The 21974-nt window shown below is 72.8% G+C and carries 20 protein-coding genes; 11 read left to right on the top strand and 9 right to left on the bottom strand.

Going from position 1 to position 21974, the window contains the following annotated elements:
* Positions 1–16 precede the first annotated feature (16 nt).
* The 9 genes from WHN02_RS25445 (at position 17) to WHN02_RS25405 (ending at position 12091) form a co-directional block, all read left to right on the top strand.
* Positions 17–2395: a DUF2298 domain-containing protein gene (locus WHN02_RS25445; protein WP_434741176.1), complete on the top strand. Its 2379-nt coding sequence runs from the start codon at positions 17–19 to the stop codon at positions 2393–2395.
* 248 nt (positions 2396–2643) lie between these two features.
* Complete coding sequence (locus tag WHN02_RS25440; RefSeq protein ID WP_434741175.1) at positions 2644–3807, top strand: ROK family protein; 1164 nt, start codon at positions 2644–2646, stop codon at positions 3805–3807.
* A 31-nt stretch (positions 3808–3838) separates the two neighbouring features.
* On the top strand, positions 3839–4885 hold the full coding sequence (locus WHN02_RS25435) for an extracellular solute-binding protein (RefSeq protein ID WP_434741174.1): 1047 nt from the start codon (positions 3839–3841) through the stop codon (positions 4883–4885).
* Positions 4843–6036 (top strand): ABC transporter ATP-binding protein, encoded by a 1194-nt coding sequence (locus tag WHN02_RS25430; protein ID WP_434741173.1) that lies wholly within the window; start codon positions 4843–4845, stop codon positions 6034–6036. The genes WHN02_RS25435 and WHN02_RS25430 overlap by 43 nt, the downstream gene beginning before the upstream one ends.
* The gene (locus tag WHN02_RS25425; protein WP_434741172.1) at positions 6033–7820 is read left to right on the top strand and encodes an ABC transporter permease; all 1788 of its coding nucleotides are present in this window, start codon (positions 6033–6035) and stop codon (positions 7818–7820) included. Before WHN02_RS25430 ends, WHN02_RS25425 begins: the two co-directional genes overlap by 4 nt.
* Complete coding sequence (locus WHN02_RS25420; protein WP_434741171.1) at positions 7817–8710, top strand: creatininase family protein; 894 nt, start codon at positions 7817–7819, stop codon at positions 8708–8710. Before WHN02_RS25425 ends, WHN02_RS25420 begins: the two co-directional genes overlap by 4 nt.
* Positions 8707–9660: an amidohydrolase family protein gene (locus WHN02_RS25415; RefSeq protein WP_434741170.1), complete on the top strand. Its 954-nt coding sequence runs from the start codon at positions 8707–8709 to the stop codon at positions 9658–9660. Before WHN02_RS25420 ends, WHN02_RS25415 begins: the two co-directional genes overlap by 4 nt.
* Before the next feature lie 68 nt (positions 9661–9728).
* On the top strand, positions 9729–11189 hold the full coding sequence (locus WHN02_RS25410; RefSeq protein ID WP_434741169.1) for an argininosuccinate lyase: 1461 nt from the start codon (positions 9729–9731) through the stop codon (positions 11187–11189).
* On the top strand, positions 11186–12091 hold the full coding sequence (locus WHN02_RS25405; RefSeq protein WP_434741168.1) for an ROK family protein: 906 nt from the start codon (positions 11186–11188) through the stop codon (positions 12089–12091). The genes WHN02_RS25410 and WHN02_RS25405 overlap by 4 nt, the downstream gene beginning before the upstream one ends.
* A 22-nt stretch (positions 12092–12113) precedes the next feature.
* Here the strand turns inward: WHN02_RS25405 and WHN02_RS25400 are convergent, their stop codons facing one another.
* From WHN02_RS25400 to WHN02_RS25365, 8 genes are all read right to left on the bottom strand, one after another.
* Positions 12114–12806, bottom strand: a complete 693-nt coding sequence (locus WHN02_RS25400) for a lipoprotein (protein ID WP_434741167.1) — start codon at positions 12804–12806, stop codon at positions 12114–12116.
* Between the two features lie 180 nt (positions 12807–12986).
* Positions 12987–14213, bottom strand: coding sequence for a beta-ketoacyl-ACP synthase II (gene fabF, locus WHN02_RS25395; RefSeq protein WP_434741166.1), 1227 nt, complete (start codon positions 14211–14213; stop codon positions 12987–12989).
* A 1-nt stretch (position 14214) separates the two neighbouring features.
* Entirely contained in the window at positions 14215–14454 is a 240-nt protein-coding gene (locus tag WHN02_RS25390) for an acyl carrier protein (protein ID WP_350894468.1), read from the bottom strand.
* Between the two features lie 154 nt (positions 14455–14608).
* On the bottom strand, positions 14609–15556 hold the full coding sequence (locus WHN02_RS25385) for a beta-ketoacyl-ACP synthase III (RefSeq protein ID WP_434741165.1): 948 nt from the start codon (positions 15554–15556) through the stop codon (positions 14609–14611).
* On the bottom strand, positions 15553–16509 hold the full coding sequence (locus WHN02_RS25380) for an ACP S-malonyltransferase (protein WP_434741164.1): 957 nt from the start codon (positions 16507–16509) through the stop codon (positions 15553–15555). Before WHN02_RS25380 ends, WHN02_RS25385 begins: the two co-directional genes overlap by 4 nt.
* A 78-nt stretch (positions 16510–16587) precedes the next feature.
* Positions 16588–17826 (bottom strand): PucR family transcriptional regulator, encoded by a 1239-nt coding sequence (locus tag WHN02_RS25375; RefSeq protein ID WP_434741163.1) that lies wholly within the window; start codon positions 17824–17826, stop codon positions 16588–16590.
* A gap of 102 nt (positions 17827–17928) precedes the next feature.
* Positions 17929–18576: a response regulator gene (locus WHN02_RS25370; protein ID WP_434744065.1), complete on the bottom strand. Its 648-nt coding sequence runs from the start codon at positions 18574–18576 to the stop codon at positions 17929–17931.
* 89 nt (positions 18577–18665) lie between these two features.
* A complete protein-coding gene (locus WHN02_RS25365; RefSeq protein ID WP_434741162.1) occupies positions 18666–19859 on the bottom strand; it encodes a sensor histidine kinase in 1194 nt (397 codons plus the stop codon).
* 203 nt (positions 19860–20062) lie between these two features.
* Between WHN02_RS25365 and WHN02_RS25360 the strand changes: the two genes are divergently transcribed.
* Entirely contained in the window at positions 20063–20401 is a 339-nt protein-coding gene (locus tag WHN02_RS25360) for a hypothetical protein (RefSeq protein WP_434741161.1), read from the top strand.
* A 90-nt stretch (positions 20402–20491) separates the two neighbouring features.
* Here the strand turns inward: WHN02_RS25360 and WHN02_RS25355 are convergent, their stop codons facing one another.
* Entirely contained in the window at positions 20492–21145 is a 654-nt protein-coding gene (locus WHN02_RS25355; protein ID WP_434741160.1) for a hypothetical protein, read from the bottom strand.
* A 221-nt stretch (positions 21146–21366) separates the two neighbouring features.
* Here WHN02_RS25355 and WHN02_RS25350 point away from each other — a divergent pair, with 221 nt between their 5' ends.
* Positions 21367–21969 (top strand): copper resistance CopC family protein, encoded by a 603-nt coding sequence (locus WHN02_RS25350; RefSeq protein ID WP_434741159.1) that lies wholly within the window; start codon positions 21367–21369, stop codon positions 21967–21969.
* Positions 21970–21974: the final 5 nt, after the last annotated feature.

Raw genomic sequence — 21974 nt, 5'->3', positions numbered from 1 at the left:
GGCCGAGGGCCGACCGGTGACCGCCCCCGGGCGGAGTCGACCCACCGCCGCGCCCCGGACCGACTCCCCGGCCTGCCGTCGGGCCGCCTCGTCGGCCTGCCGTCGGGTGGTGTCGTCGGCCGGGCGGTGGGCGCCGGGAGTCGTCGGCTTCGGGTTCGTCGCCGCCGTCCTGATCGCCACCGGTACGCCCCCGGTCGACCTGATCCGGTTCACCGGGTACGCCGTCCTGGCCGTCCTGCTGCCCGGCACCCTCCTGTACCGGGCGCTGCGTCGGCGGCCGCACACCCTCGTCGAGGACCTGGCGATGGGGGCCGCCGTCGGGCTGACCCTGGAACTGGTGGCCTGGGCGGTCGCCGTCGGGTTCGGCGTACCCGGTCGGCTGCGGCTGTGGCCGCTGCTCGTGGTCCTGCCGTTCGTCGTCGTCCCCGCACTGCGCCGGCACTGGCGGGGCGGGTACGCCGTCGCGGTCCCGACCGGGTGGGCCTGGTCCGTCACGGCGGTGCTGGTCGGGTTCACCTGGTACCTGGTCGAGTCGTTCCTGCGGGTCAACCCGGTGCTGCCCACCCGGGAGGGGCAGTCGCAATACGTCGACCTGGCCTTCCAGCTCTCCCTCGCCGGGGCGGCCAGCCACCGGGTGCCGCCCGAGGTGCCGCAGGTCGCCGGGGAACCCCTGCACTACCACTGGTTCGGCTTCGCCCACCTGGCGGCGGCCAGCATGATCAGCGGGGTCGACCTGACCGTCGTGTTCTTCCGGTTGGCCGTACCGGCGCTGTGTGCGCTCGCCGTCGTGCTCGTCGCCGTGGTCGGGTGGCGGATCACCGGGCGGCCGTACGCCGGGGTGGCCGCCGCCGTACTGATGTTCACCGTCGGGGAGTTCGGGTTCGAGACGGGCGTACGGCAACTCTTCGGCACCCAGACCACCTTCATCGTCTGGGGCAGCCCGTCGATGACGTACAGCTGGGTGTTGCTCCTGCCGTTGCTCGCCGCCCTCGGTGAGGTCGTCGGTCGGGCCCGGGGGTCGGTCGTGCCCCCACTGGGACGCGGCAGGTGGCTGCTGGCCGCCGGTCTGCTGGCCGCCTCGACCGGCGCGAAGGCCTCCTCGGTCCCGGTGGTCCTGGCCGCGCTGGCCCTGGTGGCGGCGGTGGCGGTGGCGGTCGAGGCGGTGGCCCGGCGTCCGGCGGTCGGCGCTGCGGGAGCCGGTGCGGCGGCGGGGGACCGGGGTGGGCGGGTCGGTGCGGTGGTGGTCGCCGCCGGGCTGGCCCTGGGCGCGCAGGTCTTCGCCACCGGCGTGCTGTTCGCGTTCGAGACGCACGGCGTCACTGTCGAACCCCTCTCCGGGTTGCGTCCCTACGTCGATCCGGGCGGGACGGCGGCGGTGACCGGGCTGGCCTGGCTGGCGGCGGTGGTCGCTTTCCTGCTCAACCTCCATCTCCGGCTGGCCGGGGTGGTGGCGGTGCTGGCCGCCCGGCGGTGGCGACCCGAGCCGGTGCAGGTCTTCCTGCTCGGCGGCGCGCTCGCCGGACCGGCGGCGTACCTGCTGGTCGCGCACCCGGGCAGCAGCAACCAGTACTTCCTGCGGGCGGGATTCACCTTCGGGGTGATCCTGTCGGGCTGGGGTTGGGTGGAGGTGTTGGCGCGGGCCCGGCTGACCCGGCGGGGTGGCCTGCTGCTCGCCGGGGCGGCGGCCGGGTTCGCCCTGGTGCTCACCGCGTACCAGGTGCGGTTCCCGGCGGTCGGGCCGACCCGGGGGTACGCGGCGCTCCTGCCCCTGTTGACCTGGGCGGCGGCGCTGACCCTGGTGGCGGTGCTCGGGGCGATCGGCTGGTCGGTGCTGGTCGCCCGACGCCGGGTGCCGGTCGGGCGGGGGGCGGCGGTCCTGCTCACCGGTGTCCTGGTGGCCGGGGCGCCGGGGCTGGTGCTGGACGCGGCGGCGGCCCGGACCCACCCCAACGGCGGGGCGTACGCGGTGGTGCCGATGCCGGCGTCGCGGGTGGCGGCGGCCCGGTGGGTCCGGGACCACAGCGGGCCGGGCGACGTCCTCGCCACCAACGTGCACTGCTGGCGGGTGGGTGCGGACGGGTCGTGTGACGCCCGGTCGTTCTGGCTCAGCGGGTACGCCGAGCGGTCGGTGCTGGTGGAGGGCTGGGCGTTCGCCCCCCGGATGGTGGGTGCCGTCGGGGCCTGGTCGGCGCCGTTCTGGGATCCGGCCCGGCTGGCCGCCAACGACGCCGCGTTCACCGCCCCCACCGTCGCCGGGCTGGCCGACCTCCGGGACCGGTACGGGGTGCGGTGGCTGGTGGTCGACAGGCAGGTGGAACCGGAGTCGCCGGAGCTGGCGACCCTCGCCGACCTGCGGTTCACCAACGGCCGACTGGCCGTCTACCGCCTGCCCTGACGCCCCTCGCGGTGCGGGACGTCCGTACACACTGGAGGGTTTCCGGTCGGTGGCCCAGGATGAGCGGGGTCGTCCCCCGACGGGCCTGTTTGTTCACCGAAGGAAAGAAGTTCGCCGTTCCGGTCGGGTGGTCGGCCGGCCCCTGACGGCGCTTCCTTCGCTGTTTCGCCTGTTCAAGGCGGGGTCGCCGGGGCGCCGAGACTCATTCGTTACTTGACCCAATACTTCGTTCGCCGTAGAAAGGAAATGTGACTGACGTGGTGACGCCACCAACGAGCCCGGTGAGCCGGGAGCGGTCGAAGGAGATCAAGCGCCTCTCGGTGATCTCCACCGCCCGCCAGGTCCGGGTGCTCTCCCGCGCCGAGTTGACCGAGCTCACCGGCCTGAGCCCCGCCACGCTCACCCCCCTGGTCCGGGAGCTGATCGCCGAGGGCTACCTGATCGAACGGGGGCCGGGCGCCTCCCGCGCCGGCCGTCCCCGCGCGATGCTGGAGTTCAACCCCCGCGCCGAACTGGTCGCCGCGGTCTCCCTGGAACCGGCCCGGATCAGTTGCGAGATCGCCGACAGCGACGGGACGGTCGTGGCACACCGGACGATCCGCCTCACCGGCGACATCGTCGACACCATCTGCCGATCCGTGCCGGAACTCGCCGGTGACGGACTGCCGGCGCTGCGCGGCGTGGCCATCGCCGCACCCGGGGTCAGCTCGGGCGGGGCCGTCCGGCTCGCCCCCTCGGTAGGGTTGGTGGAGGGACGCCCGATAGGGGAGTCGGTCCAACGCCACCTCGGCGTACCCGTGGTGGTGGACAACGACGTCAACCTGATGGCGGCCGGGGAGCACGCCGTCGGAGCCGGCAGCGACGTTGCCGACCTGCTCCTGCTGCACGTCGCCGACGGCATCGGCGCCGGTCTGGTCCTCGACGGGCGGGTCCGCCGGGGTGCCGGTGGGGCGGCCGGGGAGGTCGGGTTCCTGCCACTGGACCCCGCCGACCGGGAACACGACGGGATCGGCCCGTTCGAGGCCCGCTGGTCGGAGAACGCCATCGCCGAACGGGTCGTCGCGCTCGCCCCGGGCCGCCGCCCCGCCGCCCCGGTGGCCGGTCTGGTCGACCTGGCCCGGACCGACGAGCGGGCGGCGGCGTACCTGGACGAGGTCCTGGTCGCCTGGTCCCGGCTGATCGTCTCCTGCGTCTGCGTGATCGACCCGGGACGGGTCCTGCTCAGCGGGGCCGCCACCCAACTCGACGACGCGTCGGTCGACAGGCTCCAGTCGCTCGTCGCCGCCACCGCGCCGGCCGCCACCGAGGTACGCCGGGCCGTGCTCGGCGACCGGGCGGTCCTGCACGGCGCCGTCACCTACGCCCTGGCCGCCGCGGCGGCCGGATCACCCAACCTGATGCCCAGCCCCTGAACGAACGACCCCTTTCCCCTCGGAGGTACCCATGAGACGTCGAATTCTCCTCGCCGGAGCCTTGGCCACCGTCCTCGCCGCCGGCACCGCCTGCGGTACCGGCGGGTCCGACGACGCGGCCGACGGCAGTGTCGAGCAGCTGACCATCTACACCGCCCGGGACAAGAAGGTCACCGACTTCGTCGTCGAGCGGTTCACCCAGCAGTACCCCGAGTACCAGGGGAAGGTCGAGATCCTCAACATCGGCGCCCAGGAGATCCTGGAGCGGGTCCGGGCCGAGAAGGCCAACCCGCAGGCCGACGTCTGGTGGGGCGGCACCCAGCAGGGGCTCAGCGCCGGGGCGTCGGAGGACCTGCTGGAGTCCTGGCAGCCGACGTTCGCCGAGAAGATGGACGACCAGTACAAGGACGCCGAGGGCCGCTGGTTCGGGGAGATCCTCCTCCCCGAGGTGATCATGTACAACAACGAGGCGCTCACCCCGGAGCAGGCCCCGAAGGACTGGGACGACCTGCTCGACGCGGAGTGGAAGGACAAGATCATCATCCGGGACGTGGCCGCGTCCGGCACCATGCGGTCGATCTACGCCTCGATGATCCAGCGCCTCTCGCCCGACGGCAGCAACCCGCAGCCCGGGTACGACTGGCTCAAGCGGCTCGACGCCAACACCGGCTCGTACGCGGCCAACCCCGCCGACCTCTACCTGAAGATGTCCCGCCAGCAGGGGGTCATCAGCGCCTGGAACCTGCAGGACGTCCTGTTGCAGGCCAACCAGTCGAACATGCCCTTCGGGTACGTGATGCCGACCTCCGGTGCCCCGGTCCTCGTCGACGGGCTCGGCAAGGTCAAGGGCGGCAACAGCGACGGTGCGGAGAAGTTCATCGAGTTCCTCTTCGACGACTCGCTCCGCGCCGACCTCGCCAAGGACTACTTCCAGATCCCGGCCGTGGAGATCGCCGACCAGCCCCAGTGGCTGGCCGAGCTCGGCCTTCAGCCGATGAACGTCGACTGGGACGTCATCGGTGAGAAGGAGACCGAGTGGATCAACCACTGGAACAGCCAGATCAAGAACCAGGGCTGACCACCGGCGTACGGGTGCGGGGCCGGACGGTCCCGCACCCGCACTCCGCCCCGCCGCAGCACATGAAGGAGGACATCATGATCGATGTCACGCTGGAGTCGGTGAGCAAGCGATTCGCCCGTGCCGGCGACACCGCGGCCGTCGACGACGTCGACATCAGGATCGCCGCCGGTGAGTTCTTCACCCTGCTCGGCCCGAGCGGCTGCGGCAAGACCACCACCCTCCGGATGGTGGCCGGTTTCTACTTCCCCACCTCCGGCCGGATCCGGTTCGGGGAGGAGGACGTCACCCGACGCCCGCCGAACAAGCGCGACACCGGCATGGTGTTCCAGAACTACGCCCTGTTCCCGCACATGTCGGTGGCCCAGAACGTCGGGTACGGGTTGAAGATCCGCAAGGTGGGTCGGGCCGACGCGAAGCGCCGCATCGAGGAGGCGCTCGGCCAGGTCCACCTGGGCGGATACGGCGAGCGCCGCATCGACCAGCTCTCCGGTGGTCAGCAGCAGCGGGTGGCGCTGGCCCGCGCCCTGGTCATCCGCCCCCGGACCCTCCTGCTCGACGAGCCGCTGTCGAACCTCGACGCCAAACTGCGCGAGGAGACCCGGACCGAGATCCGCCGGATCCAGAAGGAGAGCGGCAACACCGCCATCTACGTCACCCACGACCAGGCCGAGGCGATGGCCATGTCGGACCGGATCGCGGTGATGGAGTCCGGCCGGGTGCAGCAGATCGGTGCCCCGCAGGAGATCTACCACCGGCCCGCCAACGCCTTCGTGGCCCGGTTCATCGGCCGCAGCAACGTGCTCTCCCTGCCGGTGGCGGCGGTGACCGACGAGAGTGTCACGGTCGGCCTGCCCGACGGTGCCGAGACCGTCGTCGCCGCCCCGGTCGGCCACGGACTGCGGGCCGGGGAGACCGCCCTGGTGTCGGTCCGGCCCGAACACATCGGCCTGACCTCCACCACCGACCCGGGTGCCCTGCCCGGCCGGGTCACCGAGCTGGAGTTCACCGGGATGGCCACCAACCTGGTGATCGAGGTGGCCGGCGAGTCGGTGCAGGTGGCCGCGATCGACGTACCGGCCGGGATCTCGGTCGGCGACCAGATCGGGCTGCGGCTGACCCGGGAGCGGATGTGGGTGGTGCACCCGTGACCGCAGCTCGCTCCGCCGCCACAGTCCCGCCGATCACCGAGGATCCGACGCCGGGCGGCGGGCGTCGTCGAAGCCGCCTCGCGGAGCGCTTCGGCGGCGGTGCCAGCTCCCGCTGGTTCCCGTACGTCCTGGTCTTCCCGCTGGCCCTGGTGCTCTTCGGGTACGTCGTCCAGCCGATGTTCGCCACCTTCGCCGAGAGCGTCGGGGTGGACGGGGTGGCCAACTACACCCGGTTCCTCAGCGGCGAGGGGGTGGCCCGGTCGGCGCTGGTCACCTCCCTGGTCATCTCGGCGGCCAGCGTGCTGCTCTGCGGGATCGTCGGCGTGGCGATGGCGTTCCTGCTCAAGCGCTTCCAGTTCCCCGGTCGGGGGCTGATCGAGGCGATCATCCTGGTGCCGGCGGCGCTGCCCCCGCTGATCGGGGCGATCTCCTTCCAGCTGCTCTACAGCGAGACCGGCATCCTGCCGCGCGGGTTGCAGCAGCTGTTCGGTACGGAGAACCCGGTCCTGCCGTTCAGCGGCATCGCCGGAGTGCTCGTGGTGCACACCTTCACCATGTACCCCTTCTTCTACCTGGCCGCCTCCGCCGCCCTGGCCGGCATGGACCCCTCGGTCGAGGAGGCCGCGTACAACCTGGGGGCCGGTCGGGTGCGGGTCTGGCGCACCGTCCTGCTGCCGATGCTCACCCCGGCGCTGGTCTCGGCCTCCCTGCTGGTGTTCATGACGTCGCTGGCGTCGTACACCGCCCCGCTGTTGTTCGGGGTGGACCGGACGATGACCATGCAGATCTACATCAACCGCACCAACGGCGACCTCCCGATGGCCTCCACGTACGCCTCGGTCCTCGCGGTGGTGTCGGTCCTGTTCCTGCTCGGCATGCGCTGGTACGAGGGGCGGCGCAGTTACCGCTCCCAGTCCAAGGGGGTCGCCGCGCACCGACGGGAGATCACCAACCCGTTCGGCAAGTGGGCGGCGTTGGCCGCCTCGATCCTGGCCACCATGGTGCTCCTGGCCCCGGTCGGCACCATAGCCCTCGTCGCGTTCTCCGAGGACGGCTCGTGGACGACCCAGGTGGTCCCGTCGGCGTACACCTGGCAGAACTTCGTCACCATCTTCACCGACCCGAGGGCGTTCCAGCCGATCCTCAACTCGTTGCAGATGAGCCTGATCGCCACCGTCGGGTGCGTCGTGATCGGTGTCCTCATCGCGTACGCGGTCCGGCGGCTCAACTTCCGGGGACGGGCCCTGCTGGACGTGGCGGTCATGCTGGCCTGGGCCCTGCCCGGCACCGTGGTCGCGATCAACCTGATCTCGGCGTTCAGCACCGGTAACGCGTTCAGCTTCGGGCAGGTCCTGATCGGCACCTTCTGGATCATGCCGCTGGCCTACTTCGTCAGGTTCCTGCCGCTGGTGTTCCGGTCGAGTTCGGCGACCCTGGCCCAGATCGACCCGTCGCTGGAGGAGGCGGCCCGCAACCTGGGCGCGTCCTGGGTGCGGGCGTTCGGCACCGTCACCCTCCGGCTGATGGTGCCCGGGGTGGCGGCCGGTGCGCTGCTCGCCTTCGTCAACGGCGTCGGTGAGTTCGTCGCCTCGGTGCTGATCTACACCTCGCAGACCGCACCGATCTCCGTCGAGATCAACAACCGGATGTACTCGTTCGAGATGGGCACCGCAGCCGCGTACGGCATGCTCCAGGTGGTGCTGATCTTCGTGGTGATGGTGGTGTCCGGTCGGCTCCAGAACGGCCGGCGGGCGTCCCGGGAGGCGGCGAAGTGGACGGCGTGACGACAGACGTGACAGCGCACTGGCCGACCTCCGGCGGGCTGGCCCCGATCACCCGGGTACCCGGGGGAGAACTGGCCGCCGTCGCCGCCGCCGCGGACTTCGCGGTGCTGCCGGTCGGCGCCGTCGAGTGGCACGGCCCGCACCTGCCGCTCGGCACCGACCTGATCCTCGCCGAGGGGTTCGCCGCCGAGAGCGGTGCCGCCCCGACCGGGGAGCCCTCGGGTGCCGCCGAGGTGGCCGCCGCCGGGCGCGGGGTCCTCTTCCCCGCCGTGCCGTACGCGGCCTGCCCCGGGCAGACCCGACCGTGGCCCGGCACCGTGTCGATCCGTCCCGAGATCGCCGTCGGGTACCTCGCCGACGTGATCGAGGGGATCGTCGCCGCCGGGTTCCCCCGACTGCTGATCGTCAACGGACACGACGCGAACATGTCGACGGTCCGGGCCGCGATGGAGTGGGTCTCCGGCCGTCGGCAGGCCAGTCTGCTGCTGGTCAACTGGTTCCAGCTGGTCACCCCGGCGGAGACCACGCAGATCTACGGCGACCTGCCGGCCCGGGGGCATGGCGGGGCGTACGAGACCTCCGGGGTGCTCGGCTTCGACCCCGACGCGGTACGCCTCGACGCGGTCACCGACCTGCCGCCCAAGCCGAAGCTCCCGGTCACCCACCCGTACGTCCTCGTGGAGTCCCGCCCCGAGCCGTGGCAGGGCTGGTCCGGGCACATCTCGTTGGCCACCGTGGACGCCGGGGACCGCCTCCGGCGGATCGCCGGTGCCCGCCTGCGGGAGGTCGTCGCCGCCTGGGTGGCCGCCCCGCTGCCCGCCCCACCCACCGCCGACCCGCTGCCCGGTCCGAACTCCACCGCCGACCCGCTGCCCGGGGAGGACGCGTGACTGCCGACCGGGGACTGCGCGTCGTCGACTTCCACCTGCACTTCCGCATCGGCGTCGACGAGACGGTCCACGCCTGCGAGGACGCCGCCGGGATGCACCCGGGCGGGGAACACGAACGGGCGGTCCGGGCCGCCGCCTCCGCCCCGTACGGACGGGCGTGGCGGCAGGCGTGGAGCTTCCCCGCCCCGGAGCCCCCCGCCGACCGCTGGGAGGACGAGGCCGACAGGTGGGCCGACGAACTGCGCCGGGTCGACGTCGACAGGGCGGTCTTCGTCACCGGTGGCGGCAACGACGCCGTCGCCGACGTGGTCGACAGGCATCCGGACCTGCTGCTCGGCTTCGCCCACCACGACCCGTACGCCCCCGGGGCCGCCGCCGAACTGGAACGGGCGGTGACCGAACGGGGTCTGCGGGGGCTGAAGCTGTTCGCGCCACTGCTGCGCGGTCCCCTCGACGCCGACGACCTCGACCCGCTGTGGGCCACCGCCCAACGCCTCGGCGTCCCGGTGCTGATCCACATCGGGCACTACGGCAGCGCCGGAGGGCTCACCTTCGGGCGGTACGGCGGCCCGCAGGAGCTGGCCCGGATGGCCCGCCGGTTCCCGGAACTGGCGGTGGTGGTGCCCCACTTCGGCGTGCAGTACGTCCAGGAGCTGTTCTTCGCGGCCTGGGGATGCCCGAACATCCACGTGGACACCTCCGGGTCCAACCAGTGGGTGCGCTGGATGCCGTACAAACTGACACTGGAGGACCTGTTCCGGCGCTGCTACGAGACGATCGGCCCGGAGCGGATCGTGTTCGGCAGCGACTCGTCCTGGTTCCCGCGCGGGTACGTCACCCGCTACCTCGACGACCAGCTGCGCATCTGCCGGGAGCTGGGGCTGCCCGACGACCACCTGCGCGCGATCTTCGCCGGGAACGCCGAACGGCTGCTCGGCCTGAGCGTCTGACCGGCTGACCGCCGGGGTCCCGCCCGCGTCGCGTCGTCCCCGGCCTGGAAGGAAGTGAGCATCTCACCATGAGCACACCCGCGCTGACCACGTACCAACGGCACCACCTGCGGCCCACCTACACCCACCACGTCGGACACCTCTACCCGGCGATGGTGCGGGCCAGTCAGGCGCACGTGGTGATGCTGACCGAGCAGGGACTCGTCCCGGCCGACCGGGGCGCCCGGATGCTGCGCGGGCTGGCCGACCTGCGTACCGACCCGACCCCGCCGCCGGAGTTCGACGGCAGCTTCGAGGACACCTACTACCTGCTGGAGAAGCGCCTCGCCGCGGCCTGCGGGATCCCCACCTCCGAGCTGGACGTGCAGATGGCGCGCAGCCGCAACGACCTCGACGCCGGGGTGTTCCGGATGCTGCTGCGCGACCAGCTCACCGGGGTCCTCGACCGGGTGCTCGCCACCGGGACCGTGGCCCTCGACGCCGCCCACCGGTACGCCGACGTGGTGATCACCGGCTACACCCACCGTCGCCCGGCCCAGCCCACCACCATCGGTCACGCCCTCGCCGGGTACGCCGAGGCGCTGCTCGGTGAGGCGTCCGCCTACGCCGACGTGATCGACCAGCTCAACGTCTCCCCGCTGGGCTCCTGTGCGTTCGCCGGCACCGACCTGGACATCGCCCCCGCCCGGGTGGCCGAACTGCTCGGCTTCGCCGCCCTGGTCACCAACTCCTACGAGGCGGTGGCCGGCGCCGACCACCTCGTCCGGGTGGGCACCCTCAACGCCCAGTCGCTGGCCACCGGGGCACGGCTGGCCCGCACCCTGATGGACTGGCTGAGCTGGCGGTGGGTGACCACCCCCGGCGACTTCACCCAGGGCAGCAGCATCATGCCGCAGAAGCGCAACCCGGTGGTGCTGGAACACCTGGTGTCGTACGCCGGTCAGGCCGCCGCCGACGCCGCCTCGGTGCTCAACAACGTGGGCGCGGCCTGGTGGGAGGATTCCAACAACGCCACCACCGACGTGCAGGTCCGCCTCTGGGAGAGCAACGACCGGGCCGACCGGTTCTTCGCCCTGCTCGGGGGCTTCCTCGCCGAGATCGAGCCGCTGGAACCCCCGTCGTCGGCCGAGATCGTCGCCTCCGGGGCCACCACGACCGCCGCCGCCGACGCGCTCGCCCGGCACGGCGTACCGTTCCGGGCCGCCCACTCGCTCCTCGGCTGCCTGGTCCGCGCCGGAGCCCCGGACACCTGGACCGCCGACGAGGTCCGGGCCGCCGCCGACGGACTGGTCCCCGGCGGTCTCGCCGACGACGCGGTCGACGCCCTGATCGCCGCTGCGGTCCGCCCCGAGCTGGTGCTGAACCGGGTGCAGGCCGACGGCCCCGGTGCCGACGCCGTCCGCGCCCAGGTGGCGACGCTGCGGGTCGGGCTGGCCGGGGTCACGGACCGGCTGACCGGGGTACGGGATCGCCTCGGTCACGCCGACGCCGCCCTGGACGCCGTCGCCGCCGAACTGGCCGCCCGGTGAGCCTGCAGGTAGCCGGGGTCCGGGCCGGTGTCGACGGGCTGCTGCTCGGCATCGACTTCGGCGGCACCAAGATGGCCGTCGGGGTGGCCGACCGTCAGGGACGGGTGCTGGCCCGACGGCGGATCCCCACGTACGCCGAACGGGGTGCCCCGCAGGCCCTCGACCGGGCCCTGAACCTCGCCGCCGAGCTGGTCGCCGGGGTCGGCGGCCCGCTGCTCGCGGCCGGGGTCGCCTCGCCGGGAGTGGTCCGGCCCGACGGGATCGACCTGGCCCCCAACGTCCCCGGCTGGGAACGGTTGCGGCTGGCCGAGGCGGTCCGCGACGGTCTCGACGTCGCCGACGTGGCGGTCGACAACGACCTCAACGCCGCCGCCCTGGCCGAGCTGCGGATCGGCGCCCTGCGCGACGCCGACCCCGGCCTGGTCGTCGGGATCGGCACCGGGGTGGCGGCGGCCGTCACGGTGGGCGGCAGGGTCCTCGCCGGACACCGGGGCGCCGCCGGTGAGATCGGGTACGCCGTCGCCGGTGGCCCGTGGCCGGGGACCATGCTGGAGCTGGACTTCTCCGGCCGGGCCCTGGACCGGCTCGCCGAGGAGCTGGGGCTGGCCGGGGGAGCCGCCGGGCTGGCCGGGGCTGCCGAACACCCCGGGACGGCCCGGGCCGCCCTGACCGCCCGGGTCGACGAACTGGCCCGCCACCTGGTCACCTGCTGTCTCCTGCTGGACCCGGAGCGGGTGGTCCTGGTCGGCGGGGTGGCCGGCAGCGCGGTCATCCGTGGCCTGCTCGTCGACCGGCTGGCCGAGGTCCTCCCGCACCGTCCCGACGTGGTCCTGTCCGGCTTCGCCGACGACGCCGCCCTCCTCGGCGCGGTCACCCTCGCCCGGGAAGCCGTCCACGTGTGATCCGGCCCCCTCCCCGGAGGGGTCAGCCGGAGGGGGCGATGGTCCGGACGGCCAGCCGGAACACGGAGAGGACGTCCTCGATCTCCGCGATCATGCTCTCGCTGCTGCTCAGCAGCACCGTTCGACCGCTCGCCCGGACGGCGAGGGCGAACTCCCGCTGTGATTCGCCGGTCAGCTCCGGAGTGGAGATCCAGGTCGCCTCGACCGCGTCCCCGAGCGGCGTCTTCACGGTCCGGTACTGCGGGTCGTCGACCTGAGGCGCAGCGGCGACGAACGACTCCACCGCCGGCCGGGGCCGGCGCTTCGGCTCGTCCACGCTCCACACCCGCAGGAACCCGGCCTTGATCGGTTTCGCGTCGATCTCGCACACCGTGGTGGCCCCACCCTGCCGGGTCAGCACGTCGCGGATCGCCTCGTCGACGTCGTCCGGAATCTCGATCTTGCTGGCCTTCACCCCCTCGGCGAGGGAGAAGACCAGCGGGAGGTGACACGCGCTGTCCCGCCCACCGACGGTCCCGGCGGCCTGCGCGGGCGGGACCTGGTCGTACCAGGGTGCGTCGTCGGCGGTGGGCGTCACGGCGGCCTCGGTGGCGGCGGTGGGCGTCTCGGCGGGTGTGGCGGTCGGATCCTGGGCGGCGGGTTCGGAGGCGGCCTCGCCGCAGCCGGCGACCAGGGTCAGGGTGAGCGCGGCCAGCACGGCCATTCTTCGATGCATCGTCAGGTCCTCAGTGTCCCCGCCGTCACAGGCGGCCGAGAGATGCTAGCCCACCGCCCCCGACGCCCCGCCGCACCCGCTGTGCGGTGGCACCAGAAGAAGAAAGGGTCCCTCGTCGACGAGGGACCCTTTCTCACACCGCGTGCAGGCGACCGGGGTCGCCGCTGGTCGGGTTCGTGCTCAGGGACGGGTGAAGACGAGAGCCACGTTGTGCCCACCGAAGCCGAACGCGTTGTTCAGCGCCGCCGGGACCTCCATGTGCCGGGCCTTGTTCGTGGCCACGTCGAGGTCGAGGTTGTCGTCCGGGTCGTCCAGGTTGATCGTCGGCGGAACCACGCCGTCCCGGATGGCCAGGATGGTGGCGATGGACTCCAGCGCACCCGCCGCACCGAGCAGGTGCCCGGTCATCGACTTGGTGGCCGACAGCACCGGGTGGTCGCCGACCGCTGCCCGCAGCGCGCCGATCTCCAGCATGTCCCCGACCGGGGTGGAGGTGGCGTGCGCGTTGACGTGCGCGATGTCCGTACCGGCCATGTCCGCGTCGGCGAGCGCCTTCTTGATCGCCCGGATCGCGCCCTCCCCCTCGGCGTGCGGCTGCACGATGTCGTACGCGTCGGAGGTGACCCCGGCCCCGGCGAGCCGGGCGTACACCTGGGCACCCCGGGCGGCGGCGTGGTCGGCCCGTTCCAGGACCAGCACCCCGGCGCCCTCACCGAGCACGAAACCGTCGCGGCCCTTGTCCCAGGGACGGGAGGCGCGCTCCGGGTCGTCGTTGCGGGTCGACATGGCCCGCATCGAGGAGAACCCGGCGATCGGCAGTGCGTGGATGACCGCCTCGGTCCCGCCCGCCACCACCACGTCGGCGCGACCGGCACGGATCAGGTCGAGCCCGAGCGAGATCGCCTCCGCGCCGGTGGCGCAGGCGCTGGCCACGGCGTGCACCCCGGCCTTGGCACCGAGTTCCAGCCCCACCCAGGCGGCGGGGCCGTTCGGCATGAGCATCGGGATGGTGTGCGGGGAGACCCGCCGCGGACCGGACTTCTCCAGGATGTCGTCCTGGTCGAGGAGGGTGACGGCGCCACCGATCCCGGATCCGATGCTGACGGCGAGTCGCTCCTTGTCGAGCCCGGAGTCGGCCAGACCGGAATCGGCCCAGGCCTGCTGCGCCGCGATCAGCGCGATCGCCTCGGAGCGGTCCAGCCGACGCATCTTGATCCGGTCGATGAGCGTGCTCGGCTCGACGGCGAGATGGGCGGCGATACGGACCGGCAACTGCTCGGCCCACTCCGCGGTGAGCGGACCCACCCCGGAGCGGCCGGTGAGCATGGCGTCCCAGGTCGACGCGACGTCCCCGCCCAGCGGGGTGGTCGCGCCGAGCCCGGTGACGACGACGTCGAACCGACTCATGTCAGGGCCGCGCCTCGATGTAGGTGACAGCGTCACCGACGGTCTTCAGGTTCTGGACCTCGCTGTCGGGGATCTTGACGCCGAACTTCTCCTCGGCGGCCACCACGACCTCCACCATGGAGAGCGAGTCGACGTCGAGGTCGTCGGTGAAGGACTTCCCCTCGGCCACGTCCTCCGGGTTCACCCCGGCCACCTCTTCGAGGATCTCGGCGAGGCCGCTGGTGATCTCTTCACGGGTCATTGCGGATGGTTCCTCTCGATGCGGTTGCACTCGACGGGCGGCGACGCCGTCCGTCACGTCCGGCGCTGCCGCCGGTACGGGTCTCGGGGTACGCCCGGCACGGCGCGCCGGAGCGTACGGGGTCCGCCCGGCCTGGTGTGCCGGGCGGGGTACGTCACGGACAGCGGACGACCTGACCGGCGTAGGTCAGGCCACCGCCGAAGCCGAACAGCAGGACCGGCGCCCCGGAGGGCACCTCCCGGCGCTCGACGAGCTTCGACAGGGCCAGCGGAACACTCGCCGCCGAGGTGTTCCCGGATTCGACGATGTCCTTCGCCACGATCGCGTCGGGCATGCCGAGCCGCCGGGCGATGCCGTCGATGATCCGGGTGTTGGCCTGGTGCGGCACGAAGGCGGCGATCTCCTCCGGGGCCACTCCGGCCCGCTCGCACGCCTGGAGGGCGAGGGGGGCCAGGGTGGTGGTCGCCCACCGGAACACCGACTGCCCCTCCTGCCTGACGTACGGACGCCAGCCCTCGATGCGTACCGCGTCGCTCTTCTCCGGCACCGAACCCCACACCACCGGTCCGACCCCGGCCGGTTCGCCGTCGGCGGTGGCGGTGAGCACCGCGGCACCCGCCCCGTCGGCGAAGATGATGCAGGTCGTCCGGTCGGTCCAGTCGACCATGTCGGAGAGCTTCTCGGCACCGATGACCAGGGCGTTGCGGGACGCGCCGGCCCGGATCGCGTGGTCGGCGGTGCCGAGGGCGTACGCGAATCCGGAACAGGCGGTGTTGACGTCGAAGGCGGCGGGGCCGGGGATGCCCAGCTTGGCCGCGACCCGGCAGGCGATGTTGGGGCTGCGGTCGATCGCGGTGCAGGTGGCCACCACGACGAGGTCGATGTCGGCCGGGGTCAGCCCGGCGTTGGCCAGCGCCTTGTCGGCGGCGGCGGCGGCCATGTCGGCCACCGACTCACCGGCTTCGGCGATCCGCCGGGAGACGATGCCGACCCGGTCGCGGATCCACTCGTCGTTGGTCTCGACCAGTTCGGCGAGGTCGTCGTTGGTCACCACCCGCGACGGCTGGTAGTGCCCGAGCGCGAGGATCCGGCTCCCGGTCATGCGTCCACCTCCGTGGTCGACTGGCGATCCGAGGCGTTGCCGTGCCGGGCGATCAGGTCCCGCGCGGCGGGCAGGTCGTCCGGCGTGTTCAGGGTGACGATCTCCGGCAGGCCGGGGCCCTTGAGTTCCCGCTTGACCAGGCCGGCGAGGCTGCCGGCCGGGGGCAGTTCGAGGACGGCGGTGACCCCGAGGTCGGCCAGGGTCCGCATGCACAGGTCCCACCGGACGGGGGCGGTGACCTGGTGGACCAGTCGCTGGATCACGTCCGGGCCGTGGCCGACGGCCGAGCCGTCGAGGTTGGACAGGAGGGTCCGCACCGGGTCGGTCGGGGTGATCTCGGCGGCCACCACCGCGAGGGCCTTCTCGGCCGGGGCCATGTACGGCGTGTGGAACGCCCCGGCCACCTGCAGTCGGATCACCCGGGTCTTGGCGGGCGGTGTGGCGGCGAGCTGTTCCAGCCCGGTGATCGCGCCGGCGGCGACGACCTGACCCGCACCGTTGCGGTTGGCCGGGTGCAGTCCGGCAGCCTCGATCGCGGCGAGCACCTCGTCGGGGTCGCCGCCGAGCAGGGCGGCCATCCCGGTGGGCTCCAGCGCGCAGGCGGCGGCCATCTCCCGGCCGCGTACGCCGGCGAGGGTGATCGCGGTCTCGGGGGAGAGGACACCGGCCAGGGCGGCTGCGCCCAGCTCGCCGACGCTGTGGCCGGCGGTGACGGTGACCTCGTCCATCGGGAGGTGTTCGGCGGCGAGCAGGGCCGCCGCGACCAGCAGGGGCTGGGTGCGGGCGGTGTCCTTGATCTCCTCGGCGTCGGCCTCGGTGCCGAGGTGCACCAGGTCGACCCCGGCCAGCTCGGACCACGAGCGCAGTCGCGCCTCGCTGCCGGTCAGGTCGAGCCAGGGTAGGAGGAAGCCAGGTTTCTGCGAACCCTGGCCGGGCGAGAGTACGGCGAGCACGACTATGACTCTCCCGGACTACTCACGAGTTCAGGGTGTCGACTGGCACCAAACCACACTAGGACCATTGGAGGGACCCTACAAAGATTGACGTCGATCATCAACTTTCTGGGTGTTTTTGACACTGGATGGAGAAATCAGGTGATTCGGTGTCGGATCCAGCCGACCGATCGTCAGCGCGATCTGGAGGGCGAAGGCGTCGCGCGGCGTCAACGGCGAAAAACCGGTGACGTCGCTGACCCGGCGCAACCGGTAACGCACAGTGTTCGGATGGACGAACAGGGCGCGGGCCGCGCTCTCCAACGTCCCCCCGGCGGCGAAGAAGGCGTCCAGGGTCGGCAACAGCTCACCCCCGGACCGCACCAACCCCGCGTACACGTCGTGCCGCAACCGGCGCCGGGCCTCGGTGTCCCCGGCCAGAGCCCGCTCCGGCAGCAGGTCCTCCGCCGACACCGGCCGGGGGGCACCCGGCCAGGCCGGGGCCGCGCGGAACCCGGCCAACGCGGCCCGCGCCGACTCGGTCGCCTCGTCCAGACTCGGCACCGCCGGACCCACCACCACCGGCCCCTCCCCGAAGGCCTCCAACAGGTTCCCCGTGGCGCTCACCGGATCCGCCGCCCCGCCCAGCACCACCACGAGGCGGTCACCGTGCACCCCGCCGATCACCTCGGCGCCGATCCGGCGGGCCTGCCGGTAGACGGTGTGCAGCACCGCCGCCACCGCCCCACCGGGGGACCGGCCCACCGCCACCGCCACCGGCGGCGCGTCCGTCCAACCCAACGCCGCCGCCCGGCTCGCCAGCACGTCCGGAGAGTCCCCGCGCAGCAGCGCGTCGACGAGCAGCGCCTGCAACCGGGCGTCCCAGGAGCCCCGCGACTCGGCGGCCCGCGCGTACGCCCGGGCGGCGGCGAACGCGATCTCCCGGGAGAAGCGCAGCATCACTTCGCGGAGCTGCTGTTCCTCACCGGGCGCGGCCAGCTCACCGGCCTGCTCCTCCACCACGTCGATGGTCACCTTGATCAGGGCCACTGTCTCCTGGAGGCTGATCGACCGGGCCAACGCCTGCGGAGCGGTGGCGAAGACCTCGTCGGAGACCTCCTGGCTGCTGTCGGCCGTGCCTCCGCCGTCACGCAACCACTCCACCAGCGAACGGACCCCGGACTGGGCGACCAGCATCACCCAGGACCGCTGCTCGGCCGGGAGCGCCCGGAACCACGGCAGGGTCTCGTCCATCCGGGCCACACTGGCCGTGGCCAGCCCACCGGCGGCCCGCTCGATGCGTCTGAGCGTCGCCGACAACTCCGTAGCCTGCCCCACCCCTCCACCCTGCCACCCGGCCGCCCGCGACCGACCGCCGGGCCGGTCGGCGCAACCCGCCCGCCACCCGGCCGTGCGCGACGGACCGCCGGGCCGGTGGGCTCAACCCGGCGGGTCGGGCAGCCCCGACTCCTGGGCCAGGATGGCGGCCTGCACCCGGCTGCGCAGCGACAACTTGGTGAGGATCCGGCTGACGTGGGTCTTGGTGGTGCTCTCCGCCAGTCCCAACCGGTCGGCTATCTGCTGGTTGGACAACCCCTGGCCCAAACAGGCCAGCACGTCCCGTTCCCGGGGGGTGAGCGACTGCACCGCCGCCCGTGACCGCGTCGACGCCGTCGGGGCGGTCGCCGCGAAGGCGCTGATCAACCGCCGGGTCACCCCCGGGGCGATGATGCCCTCGCCCTGCGCCACGGTGCGTACCGCCGCCACCAGCCCCGCCGCGTCGGTGTCCTTGAGCAGGAACCCCGACGCCCCGGCCCGCAGCGCCCCGAAGACGTACTCGTCGAGGTCGAACGTGGTCAACACCAGGACGTCGGCCAGCTCCTGCGCGACGATCTCCCGGGTCGCCGAGATGCCGTCCAGCACCGGCATCCGGACGTCGAGCACTGCGACGTCGGGACGCAGCGACCGGCACAGGTCGACAGCCGCCCTGCCGTCGGCGGCCTGACCGACCACCTCCACGTCCGGTGCCCCGGCCAGGATCAGCGCCAACCCGGCCCGTACCGCCTGCTGGTCGTCGGCGAGCACCACCCGTACCGGACCCGACCGTCCCGTCGTGCGTACCCCGTCGGTGGTGTCGCCGAGGCCACCGGCTGACGTGAGCCCGCCGTCCGTCCCTGTCACGCCACCGCCTCCGTCGTGGGCAGCTCCGCGTGGATCCGCCACCATCCGTCCTCCTCCCGGGCGGAGAACCGGCCGTCGAGCAACGCCACCCGCTCCCGCATCCCGATCAGGCCGGCGCCCGCGCCGGGCACCGCCTCCCGCCCGGCCCGCACCCGGTTGGCCACCGTCACGACCACCACCCCCGGCTGGTACGTCACCTCCAACTCCGCCTCCCCGGCCCCGTGCTTGAGGGCGTTGGTCAACGACTCCTGCACGATCCGGTACCCGGCGAGGTCCACGGTGACAGGCAGGGGACGGGGCACCCCCGCCACGGTGGTCCGGACCGTCAGACCGGCCGCCCGCACCCGGTCCACCAGGACGTCGAGCTCGCTGAGTCGGGCCTGGGTCGGCTCCTCGGCCGAGTCGGGACCGTCACCGTCCCCGGCCGGTTCCCGCAGCAGTCCGATCATCTGGCGCATCTCCGCCAGCCCCTGCACGCTGTTCTCCCGGATCACCCGCAACGCCGAGTCCACCTGCGCCCGGTCCAGCCCCGGTACGGACAGCAGGGCGGTGGCGTGGATGGCCACCGCGCTGAGGTGGTTGGCGACCACGTCGTGTAGCTCCCGGGCCATCCTGGACCGCTCCGCCCCGACCGCCTGCCGCCGGTCCAGCTCCACCAGCCGGGCGGTCTGCTCGGCCCGGAGCCGTTCGGCCACGGCCCGGTCCCGGTACTGCCGGACCGTCGTCCCGGTCAGCACCGGCAGCAGTCCGATCAGCGCCACCACGACGCCCAGGGCCAGGGCCTCCCAGTCCCACAGCACCAGGACACCGACCACCGGGGTCAGCACCGTCAGCACCACCGTCACCCGCAGCAGTCGACGCCAGAGCTTGGGTGAGCCGTACACGCAGGAGTCGTAGAGGACCTGGGTGTAGATGATCGCGGTGGCCACCGAACCGCCGAGGGCCGTGTCGGCGACGAACGCCGCGGTGCCGAGGACCAGGCCGGTCCGGGTGGCCACCCGGCGCAGGGCGACCGCACCGCAGACCGCCACCAGGGGGACCAGGAACCAGGGCCGGGGCAGCTGCGGCAGCCAGTCCAGACCGGCCTGGAACCCGACCTCGTACATGACCAGGCCGCCGACCAGCGACCCGCCGGCCAGCGTCAGGTCACGTCCCCGGGTCCCGGACCCGAGCCACGACGGCACTCGCACGTCGCCGATCACACCACACCCCGGGCCCGTCGACCTCCGACCTCGGAACGACCCGGCCGGGGACCGCCTCCCCCGAACGACCCATCCGAGTCGGCGGGCGGCGCTGCTGGCCGGGGGCCGTTCGCCGGAGCCGGGCGGACCAGTACCGTACAGACACGTCGGGAAGGGGACCGCCCGGCGAGGGCGAGCGTGAGGAGACCGGGATGGCGCACGGGGAGGCCGAACACGGCTGCGCCCAGGGCGAGAGTTGCCGACCGGGCCATCACGAGCAGCCGGGGGCGGGCAAGCACCCGAGACGACCCGCCTGCGGAGCCGCCCACCCGAGCGACCCGTCGGTCGTCCGCACCCCGGAGTGCACCGCCGACGAGCCGGTGGTGCCGCGGCAGCGTACCGGCGAGGTGGTCGGTGGGTCGCCGACCGAGGACGGCCGGTCCTGCCTCAGCGACCTCCCCGGCTGGGCCGGGGCTCACCGGCACGGGCCGGTGCGGCCCCGCCGTCGTCGCAGCGGACGCCGGGAACGTCCCCCACAGCGCTGGTGCTGAGTCGGCGCGGGCAGGGTGTGCAACCCCGCCCGCGCCGGTGTCCACCACGGTGTCGGTCCGGGCCGACGGCCCGGACCCACACCGACCGGATCAGCGGGACCGTCGCCGGACCAGCAGTGCGATGCCGGCCAGCCCGATGGTGATCGTGACCGCCACCGCCACGTTGATCAGCAGCAGCCGCCGCAGCTCACCCACCGACTCGTTGATGCTCCGGCTGGCGTTCAACGAGTCGTCCGGGATGACCCGCTCGCCACCCCCGATACCTCCCGAGAGGGTGTCGAGCTGCCGCTCCAGCGGCACCCCGGCACCACGCAGCGTCTCGGACATGTTCAGTCGGCCGAGGAACCAGCCCGAGCTGGTCTTGCGCTCGTCCGGCTGCTTCGCCGGTCGGTAGACCCGTGGCCCGCCGACCGCCTTTGGATACAGGTCGTAGGTGTGCTTCGGTTCCTCACCGGCGAACACCACCACCGTGTATTTCGGACCGAGGTCGGCCTCCTTCGGGCCCTTGGCCTGCCCGGTACGACCGAGCCAGCTCACCTGGTCGATCACCGCGTTGACGTGCCCGTCGTGCGTGTCGACGCGCAGCCGCAGCGGCTCGGTGAGCCCCACCCCGGAGATGTCGACCCCCGGTGGTGGCTTCGGCTTCGGTGCCGCCCAGGCGGTGCCTGCCGCTCCCAGCGACAGCACCGCACCCATCAGAACTCCACTCAGCACCTTTACCAGCCGGCTCGCCGTGTCGCCCATCGGCCGCCCCCTCCGCCCCGTCGATGGTTGGCTTGCTGCAGGTCAGGCGTGGTCGTATGACGACGGTGACCCTGGGCACAGGCCCGGATGTCCACGTCAAGGGTTGCAGAACGACGCTAGAACGCAGCTACTGGAACAGTAATTGGAACTATCTGCGATCTCGAATCGACTAATGACCAGCCGTTGATCAGCGGGCGGATCTTACCTTTGCGGAGGTGTTCATGGGGGGCAGGGTGGTACGCGCGGTGCGCGCCTCGCTGGCCGTCGTCGGTGTGGTGCTGGGAGTGACGCTGCTGCTGCCGGCGTCACCGGCTGCCGCGCACAACTCGTTCACCGGGAGTGACCCCAAGGACGGGGCCACCCTGGCCGAGGCGCCGGAGGAGGTCGAGCTGCGCTTCCTGTCGAGTGTGTCCGACCGGTCTGAGATCACCGTCACCGGGCCGGGCGGGGCCTCGGCGGCGGCCGGTGATCCGACCTTCGACGGGAAGACGGTGACGGTGCCGGTGCAGCCCGGTCCGGCCGGGGAGTACACAGTCGCCTTCTCGGTGCCGTCGGCCGACGGCCACCGGGTCCGGGGTGAGGTGACGTTCACCGTCACCACCGGGGTCACGCCCGAGGCGTCGCCCAGTGCGGAGCCGTCGGTCGAGCCGTCGCCGAGCGCCGAAGCGGCCGCGCCGACGTCCGAGCCGGCGGCGAGCCCGGTCCCGGCCGCCGACGCGAGCGACGACGACGGCGGCCCGGTATGGCTGTGGGCGCTGGGTGGGGTGGCACTGGTCGGGGCGCTCGTCGCCGGGCTGCTGCTGCGTCGCCGCGCCGCCCGCTGACCGCC

The sequence above is a fragment of the Micromonospora sp. SH-82 genome (assembly GCF_051132485.1).
Lineage (GTDB): Bacteria > Actinomycetota > Actinomycetes > Mycobacteriales > Micromonosporaceae > Micromonospora.
The sequence above is the reverse complement of the archived record's forward strand: the minus strand, read 5'-3'. Positions and strand labels throughout refer to the sequence as shown.